Source organism: Bdellovibrio bacteriovorus (assembly GCF_001592735.1).
Taxonomy (GTDB): Bacteria; Bdellovibrionota; Bdellovibrionia; order Bdellovibrionales; family Bdellovibrionaceae; genus Bdellovibrio; species Bdellovibrio bacteriovorus_D.
The window spans coordinates 284451-297857 of the sequence record NZ_LUKE01000006.1 but is presented as its reverse complement, the minus strand read 5'-3'; the positions used below and the strand labels follow the sequence as shown (position 1 = coordinate 297857).

12 protein-coding genes are annotated in these 13407 nt (G+C 46.5%); 6 read left to right on the top strand and 6 right to left on the bottom strand.

All coding sequences use genetic code 11. The annotated features are described in order from the left end of the window. The first annotated feature begins 9 nt into the window (after nt 1-9). A complete protein-coding gene (locus tag AZI86_RS18265; RefSeq protein WP_061836727.1) occupies nt 10-1575 on the top strand; it encodes a class I SAM-dependent methyltransferase in 1566 nt (521 codons plus the stop codon). On the opposite strand, the gene AZI86_RS18260 is transcribed toward AZI86_RS18265, so the two are convergent. The 4 genes from AZI86_RS18260 to AZI86_RS18245 are packed head-to-tail and all read right to left on the bottom strand — an operon-like array spanning nt 1572 to nt 4847. Then, nucleotides 1572-2006, bottom strand: coding sequence for a hypothetical protein (locus tag AZI86_RS18260; RefSeq protein WP_061836726.1), 435 nt, complete (start codon nt 2004-2006; stop codon nt 1572-1574). The two genes, AZI86_RS18265 and AZI86_RS18260, sit on opposite strands and share 4 nt — an antisense overlap. Further along, the gene (locus AZI86_RS18255) at nt 2003-2890 is read right to left on the bottom strand and encodes a phosphatase domain-containing putative toxin (RefSeq protein WP_061836725.1); all 888 of its coding nucleotides are present in this window, start codon (nt 2888-2890) and stop codon (nt 2003-2005) included. Before AZI86_RS18255 ends, AZI86_RS18260 begins: the two co-directional genes overlap by 4 nt. A gap of 20 nt (nt 2891-2910) precedes the next feature. Beyond that, the gene (locus AZI86_RS18250; RefSeq protein ID WP_061836724.1) at nt 2911-3627 is read right to left on the bottom strand and encodes a TrmH family RNA methyltransferase; all 717 of its coding nucleotides are present in this window, start codon (nt 3625-3627) and stop codon (nt 2911-2913) included. A gap of 11 nt (nt 3628-3638) precedes the next feature. After that, complete coding sequence (locus AZI86_RS18245; RefSeq protein ID WP_061836723.1) at nt 3639-4847, bottom strand: acyl-CoA dehydrogenase family protein; 1209 nt, start codon at nt 4845-4847, stop codon at nt 3639-3641. Between the two features lie 154 nt (nt 4848-5001). Here AZI86_RS18245 and AZI86_RS18240 point away from each other — a divergent pair, with 154 nt between their 5' ends. Genes AZI86_RS18240 through AZI86_RS18230 form a run of 3 tightly spaced genes read left to right on the top strand, consistent with a single transcriptional unit; the run spans nt 5002 to nt 8052 of the window. Next, nucleotides 5002-6102: a competence/damage-inducible protein A gene (locus tag AZI86_RS18240; protein WP_061836722.1), complete on the top strand. Its 1101-nt coding sequence runs from the start codon at nt 5002-5004 to the stop codon at nt 6100-6102. Nucleotides 6103-6160: 58 nt separating this feature from the next. Further along, entirely contained in the window at nt 6161-7564 is a 1404-nt protein-coding gene (locus tag AZI86_RS18235) for a polysaccharide deacetylase family protein (RefSeq protein ID WP_061836721.1), read from the top strand. Beyond that, nucleotides 7564-8052, top strand: coding sequence for a hypothetical protein (locus AZI86_RS18230; RefSeq protein WP_061836720.1), 489 nt, complete (start codon nt 7564-7566; stop codon nt 8050-8052). Before AZI86_RS18235 ends, AZI86_RS18230 begins: the two co-directional genes overlap by 1 nt. 5 nt (nt 8053-8057) lie before the next feature. On the opposite strand, the gene AZI86_RS18225 is transcribed toward AZI86_RS18230, so the two are convergent. Together AZI86_RS18225 and AZI86_RS18220 are read right to left on the bottom strand one after the other, a co-directional pair. Next, nucleotides 8058-9260, bottom strand: coding sequence for a S1 RNA-binding domain-containing protein (locus tag AZI86_RS18225; RefSeq protein WP_061836719.1), 1203 nt, complete (start codon nt 9258-9260; stop codon nt 8058-8060). A gap of 51 nt (nt 9261-9311) precedes the next feature. Next, nucleotides 9312-11624, bottom strand: coding sequence for a vitamin B12-dependent ribonucleotide reductase (locus AZI86_RS18220; RefSeq protein WP_301335753.1), 2313 nt, complete (start codon nt 11622-11624; stop codon nt 9312-9314). A gap of 96 nt (nt 11625-11720) precedes the next feature. Here AZI86_RS18220 and AZI86_RS18215 point away from each other — a divergent pair, with 96 nt between their 5' ends. Both AZI86_RS18215 and AZI86_RS18210 read left to right on the top strand, forming a co-directional pair. Beyond that, nucleotides 11721-12881: a cysteine desulfurase family protein gene (locus tag AZI86_RS18215; protein ID WP_061836718.1), complete on the top strand. Its 1161-nt coding sequence runs from the start codon at nt 11721-11723 to the stop codon at nt 12879-12881. Nucleotides 12882-13010: 129 nt separating this feature from the next. After that, nucleotides 13011-13337, top strand: a complete 327-nt coding sequence (locus tag AZI86_RS18210; RefSeq protein ID WP_061836717.1) for a HesB/IscA family protein — start codon at nt 13011-13013, stop codon at nt 13335-13337. Nucleotides 13338-13407 lie beyond the last annotated feature (70 nt).

The following is a 13407-nucleotide window of genomic DNA, read 5'->3' as shown; positions in this document are numbered from 1 at the left end:
ATTAGTCGCATGACACGGATTATTAAACTTCGTCACACCGAGACAGCCGGCTGCATCTTTATTGACAAGATCGCCGGGCTTAACACGCATACGCCAGAACATGGCCAGCGTGGGTGCGTAGAACTTTATGAAGAAGAGCTGAATCGCAAGCTTTACGTGGTTCATCGTTTGGATAAAGCCACCTCAGGCGCCTTAGCATTTGCGACTTCGCCTGAAATGGCTGCCGAAATTTCACGTCAGTTTGAACAACACAAAGTCGCAAAAAAATACCTCTTCCTGACGGATAAAAGCATTGATCGTACCGATTTCACTTACAGCTCTCATATCTCTAAAGAACGCAATCAGTTCGTCAGTTCAACAGCTCAAGAAGCCAATTCAACCACTGCGTTTAAATGGCTTAAAGCTGTCGGGCCCTATCAGCTGTGGGAAGCCGTTCCTCACACTGGAAAACCTCACCAAATTCGCTTGCATGCGGAAGCCAATGGCATGCCTATTTTAGGTGACACGGATCACAACGGCAGTCCTTTCTTTAGACTTTGTCTGCACTCGTTATCTTTGCAATTTGAACTGGGTGGGCAAACTGTGTCTTTCACCACCGACTTGCCAGAGTGGACTCAAGATTGGACTTTTGAGCACCAAGAAGACGCCATGTTAAGTGAGGCCTTTCAACGTCGGGAACGACTTTTTCATGCATCCCATTTACGTTTAGAGTCTTTGCGACTGGTTCATCGTGAGTTTGACACCTTTCGTATTGATCAATACGGCGATATCTTGTGGGTGTACTGGTATAAAGAAACTGATCCCACGGTTCAAGATCTTTTGCGTTTTGAGCAGGTGGCAAAACGTCATCTTAAAAAAATCTTTATCCGTAAGATGCTTAATCGCGGCGAAAATCCCAACGCCGAGATTCTTTGGCGCATTGGCAATACATCTAGCCGCTGGGTGGCCGAAGAAAATGGTGTTAAGTACGACTTGCGATCTGACAGCGGACTTTCTCCAGGCCTTTTTCTAGATCAGCGTGAAAATCGTCTTTGGGTGCGTGAGCACGCGCAAGATCGCCGGGTTTTAAATCTTTTTTCTTACACCAGTGGCTTTAGCGTGGTTTCCGCCTTAGCCGGCGCCAGTGAAGTTTGCACCGTCGATGTGTCACCGAATTTTATTGAATGGAGCAAAGACAATTTCAAACTGAATGGGTTAGATCCGGAAGATGAAAAGTATGAATTCTGGGCCCAAGATTGTTTACTGTTCTTAAAAGGCACGATTCGTCGCAAACGCAAATTTGGTTTGATCGTCTGCGATCCACCGTCTTTTGGACGCTCTAAAAACGGCGTGTTTTCGATCAGCAAAAACTTTGATGAGCTGATGATCAATGCCCTATACTGCCTAGAAAAAAATGGATTGCTCTTGTTTTGCACCAACTATGAAAAATGGACGACGGGCGATCTGCATTTGCGCTTAAATAAACTTAAGCGCGAATTTTCATTTAAGATTTTACCGGCTCCAAATCAAGGACTTGATTTTGAATTGCCTGATCAAGAGCCGTTGATGAAATCTATTATTCTAAGAAAAAACTAAGGATAAAAATCGTAACGCGCCTGAATGCGGTTTTCACCTTGCAAGCCCATCTTAGAACCGCTCGCGTAAGGTGGCACTTTGCGGCTGACCTTTTTTTTCGTTTTCGGATAAAGCACGTCACCCACATAACAATCAAAACGTTTTTCTTTACAGAGTGACGTAAAGATTTTGGTTTCATTTCTTAAAACAAAACCCTCAAGCGCTTTATCCATTTTTTCTAACGTCCGCAGGTCGTTAGGTCCGACACTGATACTGGTTTTGACCGTGGTCATCGAAGATGTCGACGTCGTTTTAGACGTGGTCTTAGATGGCGAGACAGAAGTTTCTTTGCCATCTTTAGCGACGTCCGCCCAAGGCATGGGACGAGATTCATGAGTCGCGCAAGCTCCGATTACGAGGCTCACCATCCCGATTAATAAAAACTTCATCATTTTTTAGTCCACTCCGTCCATAGCTTTTCGATTTTGGGATTTTCTTTGGCGTAGGCATAAAAATTCGCCAAGAACTCTGCGCGCTCTTTCTGATAAACGTATTTCCAGTCTGTCTGTGCCGGGATGGCCATCGCATCATAGTCATCACTTAGCTTCATCACACGCTCGTTGATTTCAGCCAGGGAGTTTTTTTGTGCGTTTTTTAAAATGTCATACATCACCATAAAGGTCGTGGTGCGACCCTTGCCAGCACGGCAGTGAAAATGAACCCACGCGTCTTCGGGCAAGTGGCGCACGGTTTCGACAAACCGATCTACTTCCACATCCGTCGGACGCACGTGATCGGTCACCGTGATACGAACATAGTTATGTCCCGCACTGCGCACCGAGCTTTCTTCAGTTTCAATACTTTTAATTTCGGTGCCATTTACTTTTTCACCGACCTTCATATCACCTAATAGACGACGCTCGCGACGAATCACTTCATCATGGCTCAAATCGGCATTGGCCCAATCACGATCTGCCTGCCAGGTCACCGGCTGGTCGTTAATGTAGCCATGGGATTCTTGGCGCAGATCAAAAATATACAGAAGATTTTTTTTCTTTTTCACGGGCTTAGCAATTTCGCGCAAAGCCTGCGGTTGATAAGAAGCACTGCCCGACATCCGCAACTGATTGTCGGCGCGATAGTTTAAAGGTTTTTTGCCGTTGTATTTTGTGTCAAAAACCAATTCCACCGGTTCTGTGGGTTTGGGACGAGTCATAAAAAACTGGGAGTTCGCCACATTTTCAGAGACGGAACGACCCTCAGTTTCGGAGGCGACATTCTTTTCAGCACAAGCGGCCAGAACTAAAATCGGCAATAGCCAAATCATCTTTTGCATAAAAGCTCCTTAAAAGAAGCTTATGCCTTTAATGCGCCTCTGGCAAATAACTCTTCAAGGTACTGATGAGCGGAATCTTGCGTGCGCAAGTAATAAAGGGCTCTTAAAATTCCTTGCTCCGTTTCATTTAGGGAAGCATTCGATCCGAGTTTTTTGAGGCGATCTTGAGAGATGTGGTACAGGCTTAATGCCCCGGCCACGGAGATATTAAAACTTTGCACAAAACCTGTCATCGGAATGATGATGCGCTCATCAGCGGCGGCAATCATCTCGGGCGAGACACCGTCTTTTTCATTTCCCAAAACCAGGGCCACTTTTCCGGAAAAATCAATATCGTGCAAAGGCTTGGATTTTTCATCTAAGTGCGTGACACAGATTTTATAGCCCTGTTGTTTAAGACTCTTTACACAGTCGACGGTTTGTTTCCATTTTTTTACTTCGACCCATTTGTCGGCTCCTTGGGTCACGCGCGCCGATTCTTTAAATTTCTCTTGGGTTTCAATGACGTGAAAATTACCAAAGCCTAGGCCTTCGGCACTTCGCATGACGGCTGAAACATTGCCGCGGTCATAGATACTTTCTAAAACCACGGCCGTATCGAAATTACGTAAGGAAACAATTCTTTCGATTTTTTGGCGGCGCTCATCGGTCAGTAAGGGGCCGATGTGCTGTAAGACTTTTTCGTAGTGCACTCGCAGGTGCGGATTGATTTCTAACTCAGGACCATACGGGAACACTACGACCTCGATTACTTATTTAACATTTCAGGCGCACGCGCTAAATCACGCGTGATATTTTTTTGGTGAGCTTCTAAAGTTCCGCCGCCGATTTCTAATAACTTGGCATCTCTCCACAGGCGTTCCACCACATATTCACCGACGTAACCATAGCCACCCAAAACTTGGATCGCACGGTCGGCCACATTTTTACCCATGGTTGTTGCCACAAGCTTTACACCATCAGAATCCAAACGATTGCCTTCATGGTTAAGGTCCATACGACGAGCCGTCTCATAAACATAAGCACGCGCGGACTTGTATTCCGCATAGCTATCCGCAATGTAACGTTGAACCTGACCAAAGTGATTCAAAGGCTTACCAAACGCTTCACGTTCAGCCGCATAACGGTTCATGATCTCAATAGAACGGCGAGCAATACCTAAACTCATCGCGGCCAAGGTCAGACGCTCAAGTTCCAAGTTGCGCATCATGTGTAAAACCGAATCACCTTCATGGCCGATCAGGTTTGCCGCAGGAACGACGCAATTTTCAAATACAAGCTCGGCCGTATTGGATCCACGCATTCCTAGTTTGTCTTTGATTTTTTGACCCACCGAAAACCCGGAATGGCTTTTTTCCACGATAAAGGTGGAAATGAGCGCACGACCATTTTTTTCACCCGTCTTAGCATAGACCAGTGTTAAGTCCCCGGGAGTGTTGTTTTCATCAATCGTGCCGTTGGTGATCCACATTTTACGGCCGTTCAAGATGTAGTCATTGCCTTTTTTAACAGCGGTGGTTTGCATACCCAAAACATCGGTACCCACAGCAGGTTCCGACATCGACATAGAACCCACCCATTCCCCCGAACAAAGCTTGGGTAAGAATTTTTGGCGTTGTTCATCACTGCCGTTGATGGCTAGGTTATTCACACAAAGCATCGAGTGAGCCAAATACGCTAAACAAAATCCAGGGTCTGAGGCGGACATTTCTTCATGCACGATGACGGCCGCAGAAGCATCCATCCCAGCACCGCCAAATTGTTCAGGCACGGTGATACCTAAAAGGCCTAGCTCCCCCACTTTACGGAAAAGTTCTAAATTGAATTTTTCTTCGCGATCGAATTTGTGGGCTTGCGGTTCGATTTCAGAATCCGTGAAAGACTTCATCGTTTCGCGAAGCATCGCGTGTTCAGGTGTCGGATTGTAGAGGTCAAATTCTTTCCAGTTGAAAGACATAAAGAAAACTCCTTGGGCGCTAATGAATGTGAATCTACGAACTGTGCGCTTCGGGATCAAGCTCAGTCCCCATTGATGCGTCGCGCGTCTGACAAAAACTAGAGTTAAAACCCTTCACTTTGGCCTACACTCATTTTGCAAAGGAAAGTCCTGTATGAAAGTCAGCATTTTAGGCATCGGAACGGAACTCACCGATGGTCAAATTATCAATCGCAATGCTTCGTGGATTTCACAGCAATTAAAAAAATCCGGAGTTTCTACTCGCCTGCATCTGGTAGTTCCCGATGAACGCGGACTGATGCGACAAGGAATTGAATTCTGTACTGCTGAGGCCGACGTCGTCTTTGTGACGGGGGGCCTGGGTCCCACCACCGACGATTTCACGCGTGATATTATCGCCGAATGGTTGGGCGAACCTTTAGAATTTCATCCTCCCTCTTGGGATCATTTGACCGCACGTTTAACTTCTCGCGGGTATGCCGTTAAAGAAATTCAACGTCAGCAATGCTACTTTCCTCGCACTGCCAAAGTTTTATTTAATTCTGAAGGCACGGCCAACGCCTTTACTGTCAATGCTCAGGGAAAAACCGTTTTTGTCCTGCCAGGTCCACCACGAGAAATCGAGGCCATTTGGAAAAGTGATATTGCAGCTTGGGTCCAACAAGCCACCCAGCATCTTGATCCGGTCGTCACCCGCAGCTGGGACACCTTGGGGCGAGGCGAGTCGGATATCGCAACCATCGCCGAGGACGCTTTACAGGGCGCGGAGGTTGAAAAAGGTTACCGCGTGCACTTGCCTTACGTGGAAGTAAAATTAACTTATAAAAAATCACAAGTCCCCGAAATGCAAAAATGGGTGGATCAATTAGATAAGGCGTTAGCCCCTTACACGGCTTTGCGTGATGGCACCGATGTAGCCTCAGAGCTTGCAAAAAAACTCACCTTGATTGAATCACTGAAAGTGACCGACACCGCGACTGGAACATACCTTTGGCAACGACTGACGTTGCCTTTGCGCTCTTTCATGGAAAAAAAGAATTGGCACTTTGGCAACGAATTCATTTTGCATCCCGCCCAGATGGAATTGCATCTTGAGCCTCTCGGAGAATTTGGCGCCATCGTGACTCTAAATTACGGTGGCCGAAGTCTTAAGGAGACCATCACAAGCCCGTACACGACGGCCAATATGCAGGAACGCGCTAAGCAGTTCATCGCCGAAAAAGCTCTGCTTTTCTGGTACCAGAGTCTAGGTTAGGCTTGTCGTCTCGAAAAACCTCGCAGTAAAATAAAACCTCATACAAAAGGAGTTTTTCGTGAGGTTTTTGATTTGCTGTCTCACTGTTTTGTTCGTTGCCGCTTGTGTTCACCAGAAAACCTCCACTCCCGATCCACGCACTCCGGCCTCGGAACCTCGCGAAAGTCATTTGTCGGCGGAAGAAGTTCAGCATCTTTCTAAGATGTTAGAAGAAAAAGATGCCAAGAGTTTGAATGAGCTTCTGCGCAAAACTGCGATCGCCCAATCTTTGATCGCTTCGTTTGACGACCGCCTTTACAACTTGTCTTCGAAAGCGGATTCTGATCGATTGATGAACTCATCTCTTTACTGCAAAGTTTTAAATCTGCGCACCATCCAAGAACATGTGGATGAAAAAGCGATCCAAGCTTTTGAGTTTACCACGAACCGCCCCAATGACCGTGCTTGGATTTTATCCCGCATGGAGGCTTTTGCCGCTAAGAGTTCTTTAAACCAAGCCGCGATGATTCAGCTTTTGCGTACGGTGCGCACTAGTGAAAAAACGTTCTGCGGATCTGAAAACTGTTTAGAAAAAGAAATTGCCACTTTGAAATTCGCGGTGGCCCCTTTTGATGATCCAGCTTTCGCAGACTTTGTAGCTAAAAATCGCAAAGAGATTGCGAAATACAGCAATCCCCGCTCTTACGATCTAAATCCGGGGAATTGTTTTAATGAATCCCGTATGCCTAATCAAGCAAGCACCTATGATTGGAAAAATCGCAATTGGGTGGGTTCGGTCCTGCCGCAAGGTTCTTTTGCCATCACTTACGATGACGGACCTCACGCGCAATACACTCGCGGAATCCGTGATGTGTGGGCCAATGCAGGAATGGCAAAGCCCGCTTTCTTTTGGCTGACCAAGCAAGCCCTCCGATATCCAGAGATTGCTAAAGAGCTGCACAATCAAGGTTACATTATTGGTTCCCACTCTGACGGACATCCTGACATTGGAAACTTAGCCCGTGCTCAATCCACGCGAGATTTAAGTGCGGTGAACCGCGATTTTTACCGCAATGAAATTCCGGGTATCACCAATTTTGCCACGTGGAAAAAACAGGAGCTCGATAAACAGATTCCTCAAGCGGCCGCCACGTTAGGAAACATCATCGGCACTAAAATTCGCTATTTTCGTCTGCCTTATGGTTCAGGCGTAAGAAACGACGTAGTGGCGCAGTACTTCCAAGCAATGAACGTTGATCACTTCTTTTGGCGTGTGGATTCCTTAGATTGGCAGGATAAAAATCCAGTTTCTATTCGCAACCGTGTCGTTACGCAAATGAACACCGTTGGCAGAGGAATCGTGTTATTCCATGATATTCACCCTCAGTCCTTGAAAGCGTCAGAGCTTTTGGTGCAATATTTTAAAAGCAATCCCAGCGTGAAGGCGGTCACCTTGGATTCAATTCCTGGTTTGGAGAAATAATGCGTTTATTGGTTTCTTTGGCATTTCTTGTTGGTACATCTAGCCTCTCTTACGCAAAAGTTCCTTACAATGAGCTTGATGCCCTTCGTCGCAAAACCATCGTCGTTCGTTCGGCGATGGATAACCCGAATCAACCTTGGGTGAAGAAATGTGTTTCGGCTGACAAAAGAACCATGGCGGGAAGCCGACTTGCTTTAGCGACGGACAATGCGGCCGCGGATTGGAAAAAAAATACGGCGACTAAAGGCGATCTTTTAGAGATCACCGAAAAAATTAAAATGTGCGAAGCCCGCGGCAGTTGTTCGGTTTATGAAGTGTATTTAGGAGCCGTGCAAATACCCGCGGACTTAACAGAAATGGCCGTGGGCCTTCGTTCAGAGCTTGAAAAAAAACTCGAGGCTATGACCTCGAGTTCTTATCAAAACGCTTTGGCCGAAATTAAGCAGCCTTGTGTCTTATTAAAATCTTTAACTAAAGGCCCCCGGTAGGGCTTTTAGTTTTTCTTATTCAGATTCAAACCTTTAAGCGCATCACCTAAAGATCCAAAGCCCGAGCTAGATCCCGTTTGGTGTTGTCTCCAGCTATTGTCTTCACCTTCGCCAGGAACGCCCAAAGAAATCTTTTTATCTTCAAGCATGATTTGATCCACTTGAACCATGATCTCATCACCCCGTTTTTTATTTTCGAATTGATTCGCATCCACCGAATCACGGTATTTTGATTTTGGCAAAAGACCCGTAATACCCGGAGCCAAATTCACGAATAAACCATAAGTTTCTTTTTTCTCTACCGTCCCCTTAACAACTGTTCCTACGGGGAAACGCTCAGTGATTGTGGACCAGGGATTGCTCTCGCCACCGGCTTGTTTTAATGAAAGAGAAATCTTAAGCTTGCCGTCGACTTCTTCTGTTTTAAGAAGTTTAACAGTGATGTTTTGTCCCACCGAAACCACCTCTTTGGGATCATGAATGCGCGACCAAGCTAGTTCAGAAACGTGAACCAACCCCTCAACGCCTGCTTCAAGTTCGACAAAGGCCCCAAAGCGCTCTAAGCGCACAATGCGACCTTCAATCAAAGCACCGGCTTCATATTTTTGCATGAAGGCGCCTTCATTTTCCGCTTTTTGGATTTCCAAAGCTTTACGGCGAGACACCACGATATTGCGGCCCTTGCTGTCAAACTGAGTAATAAGAAATTCGAATTTTTTATTTACGTATTCCGCGGTATCCGTCACAAATTTCAAATCAATTTGGCTGATTGGACAGAAAGCCGTTTTGCCTTGGATGCTGACACGGAAACCCCCGTTAACGACTTCAGTGACACGACCTTCCACCGGAAGCTCCATATCAAAAGCGTCTTCTAAAGAGTCGGTTTCGACCCCTTTAGCGCCTTTTTTAGCGACGCGAAGTTCACCGCCTTTAAGGGCGGTCACCACGCAATCAATCACGTCACCCACGCTGTGCATGACTTGTTTGTTTTCATCCATCAAGTCACGCGTGAACATCATGCCGTCAGCCGGAGTTCCCGTGGAAACAAAAGATTCTTCTTTACCGATAGAAAGGATTTCGCCACGGAAAGTATCGCCCACACGAAGTTTGCGATCCATGTTTTTTTCAGATTGAGCAAACATTTGCTCAAAACTTGCGAAGTCTTTTGTTTCTTGAACGTCATCACCAAAAATATCTTTTTTAGACATACAGGGTCCTTTTTTAGAGAACCCGTAAGATGCCCGATCGGGCGCTGGTCGTCAAGAACAGCCCACCGTGGTCCCGCAGTTAGGACAGCGGTAACAACCACTAGTTAGCACTGTGTCACTGCCACAATCCGGGCATTTCATGGTGAATTCCGCCGTAGGGACAACCGTGGTTGTTTGGGGCGTTTTCATCACGCGATTTAAAGGCTGACTCTGCTTAGAACCATCACGGTACACGGCCACCGCCTTAATCCCCAGCTTCCACGCCAGGTCATAAATTCCACCAATATCTTCTTCGGTCGCCGTTGACGGGAGATTCACGGTTTTAGAGATCGCTCCGCTAATAAAGGGCTGCACCGCTGCCATCATTTTCACATGGCTTTCAGGGGATAAAATTCGTTGTCCGGCAGCCCCGTTAGCACAATCAAAAACAGCTAAATCCTCATCGCGCAGATGCGGAGCCCCCACCACGGAATTATTTTTTTCGATAAAATTTAAAATGTCCGCGATCTCTTCACTTGAGTACTGCAGGGTTTCTAAACTCTGACGCACAGACTGATTGACGATTTGAACCTCGCCGCCACCGGCTAATTTTTTAAACTTTAACAATGAAAATTCAGGCTCAATGCCGGTCGTGTCACAGTCCATCAATAGGCCAATAGTTCCGGTCGGTGCAATCACCGTACTTTGCGCATTTCTAAATCCGTATTTTGTGCCGTTATAAACAACACCCTTCCATAGATTTTTCACGGCTTTTTCTAGGCCTTGAGGTAAATGCGACCACGCCACACCACTCACGGCCTTTTCGTGCATTTTCATCACTTTGATCATCGCCGTTTTATTTTTCTTAAATCCCGCAAAAGGGCCTCGCGCCCGCGCCATTTCAGCACTTGTCATATAAGCGACACCACTCATCAAAGAACTGATGGCCCCCGCCCACGCGCGTCCCTCGTCGCTATCGTAAGCAATTCCCATACGCATGAGCAAGCTGCCTAAGTTGGCAAAACCCAATCCCAAAGGACGATAGTCATGGGAATTTTGAGCAATCTTTTGCGTGGGATAACTAGAGTAATCCACCAGAATTTCTTGCGCGACAAACAAGGTCCTTGCCGTATGAATGAAAGCTTCAAAATCAAAGCTGCCATCGGTGCGCAAAAACTTAACCAAGTTAATTGAAGCTAAATTACAAGCTGAATCATCTAAGAACATGTATTCCGAACATGGATTGCTTGAGTGGATCGGCGCCGTGTTCGCACACGTGTGCCATTTGTTGATCGTGGTATGAAACTGCACTCCGGGATCCGCACACGTCCAGGCCGCTTTCGTGATCTTATTCCAAACTTCGGTTGCCGGAAGTTCACGCAAAGTTTTTCCGGTTTTACGGGCTTTTAATTTCCACGGTTTATTTTGTTCCACCGCTTTCATAAAGGCGTCATCCAGGCGAACAGAGTTATTGGCATTTTGCCCTGACACTGTCCGATACGCTTCACCCTCAAAATCCTCGCTTAAGCCTGCGGCAATCAGCATATGCGCTTTTTGCTCTTCACGCATTTTCCAGTCGATAAAATCTAAAACTTCCGGATGATCGATATCTACCACCACCATCTTAGCCGCCCGTCGGGTCGTGCCCCCAGACTTAATCGCCCCGGCCCCTTTATCCAAAACTTCTAAGAATGAAATCAAGCCAGAACTTTTCCCACCCGCCCCGGTCATTTCGTAACGGCTGCGCAGGCTTGAAAAATTACTGCCCGTGCCTGAACCATATTTAAATAATTTAGCTTCGGTCTTTGCTAAATCAAAAATACCTTCGATCGAATCATCTACACTTTGAATAAAACAGGCCGAACACTGCGGGCGTTCATAAGCATTTTTGGTCGGTAAGATTTTCTTTTTCTTTTCATCCCAAGCAAAGTGTTCGCTAGGGGAGACGATTTTGTATGACTCCCAAAGACCGGCGTTAAACCACACGGGACTGTTAAAAGCCCCGGCTTGCGACAGTAAGATGTACTGCAGCTCTTTAACGAAAGTGTCGACTTCTTTTTTAGTCGCGAAATATCCTTTTTGTGAAGTTGCGGCGGTCGAAAAAGCTTTTACCAATCTTTGCACTAGCTGGCGCACTGAAGTTTCATGTTCCGTTTTGGGCACGCCCAATTTGCGAAAATACTTACTCGCAGCAATATCGATTGCTAACTGCGACCAGGCTTCGGGCGCCTCCACTTTTTTCATTTCAAAAAAGATCTCTCCGGTGCGGTTGCGAATCTCGCAATCCACCTTTTTCCACGTAAACATGTCTTCAGGATTTTTACCGGCAGGAACAAAATAAGCAGTGCTGTGCAAAGTTTTATTTTTCATGCAGTTATTGTAGATCTGATTATCTTCGCTGGCCACGCTTGTAAAGCACCCCGCCTTTAGTCTTGATTTTTAAGTTGACCCCAAAGCAGGCCAGAGTTAGCTCTTAAGAGCATGGAAAACAGCACGGCTCCAATTTATTTTGATTACAACGCCACCACCCCCGTGGATCCGGAAGTTTTTGCGGCGATGGAACCCTATTTCAAACAACACTTTGGCAATCCTGCTAGCGCCGGACACACCTGGGGTTGGGCCGCCGAAGCCGCCGTTGTGAAAGGGCGCGAGCAAGTCGCTCAACTTATCGGAGCAAAATCCCAAGAAGTGATTTTTACAAGTGGCGCCACAGAATCAAACAACTGGGCGATCTTTGGTCTGCTTTCAAAATTGCGCGAAAACAATCCGCAAGAACCTGTGCATTTTATCACTTCTAACGTCGAACACAGTTCGATCATGAAGGGCATGGCCGCATTAACTCGCTGGAATGTCGACGTCACATTTTTGCCTGTCGATCACAATGGCCAAGTTCAAGTTGAACAAGTTAAAAAAGCTCTTCGTCCCCACACTCGTATGATGAGTTTTATTTGGGTGAATAACGAAATCGGCACCATCAATCCAATTGCAGAGCTTGCAGCCTTAGCAAAAGAAAATAAAATCTATTTTCACACGGACGCGACTCAAGCCGCCGGAAAAATTCCGATGAATGTGACGGACATGGGTATCGATCTTATGTCATTTTCCGCACATAAAATTTACGGCCCCAAAGGGGTCGGCGCACTTTATATCCGAGGCAAAGATCCTAAGGTTCAATTAGATCCTTTGATTTATGGCGGCGGGCAAGAACGCGGCTTACGTTCTGGCACGGTGAATGTGCCGGGAGTCGTCGGCTTTGGGAAGGCCGCAGAACTCTGCAAAAAGAATCAGGCGCAAGAATCGGCAAAGCTCAGAGAGCTTTCGCAAACTTTATGGAAAGAACTGCAAGCTGCCATTCCCGGAGTGAAATTAAATGGCCATCCCACGGAACGAGCCGCGAATAATTTAAATATCACCCTTCCCGGAGCAAAAACGGAAAAACTGATGAGCCACTTACAAAAGCTCGGCGTTAGCACCGGTTCTGCCTGCGGAACGGGGGCCATGGTTATTAGCCACGTCCTGACCGGGATTGGTTTAAGCCCCGAAGAGGTTCAGTGCTCTTTGCGCTTAAGCCTGGGACGATGGACCACGCGCGAGGAGATTTCACGTGCCGTAGATATCCTCAAAGAAGGAATATCTAAATAATTTCGATTATTTAGAATAAAAAGATGGCACTCCTTAGCGGCCCCGCAAAGTTTCTAAATCCCCGTCGAGAGCTATTGACAGCTGTGGTATACTCTTAGCGATTCATTTGATTTGATTCGAGGTGTTTTTATGATTCAGATTTCTCCAGAAGCCGCCGCTAAAATTGGCGCTTTAAAAAAAGAAGACGGCAAAGACGACAGCGCTTTCTTGCGTGTCGAAGTCAAAAAGGGCGGATGTTCTGGCTTGTCTTACAAAATGAATTTTGAATCTGTCCCCCGTGATGGCGATAAATATTTTGAATCTCACGGTCAAAAAATTGCCGTGGCCCCTAACAGCATGATGTATCTTTTAGGCATGACGTTAGAATATTCGGGCGGCCTTAACGGCAAGGGCTTTGTATTTAATAACCCCAACGCCGCCAAGCAATGCGGGTGCGGTTCAAGTTTTAATGTCTAAACTGAAAAGTTCGTATAATTCATATTGAGCCTTGCCTAGGTTTCGTAAAGTGGGCATGGCCTTCGCCACT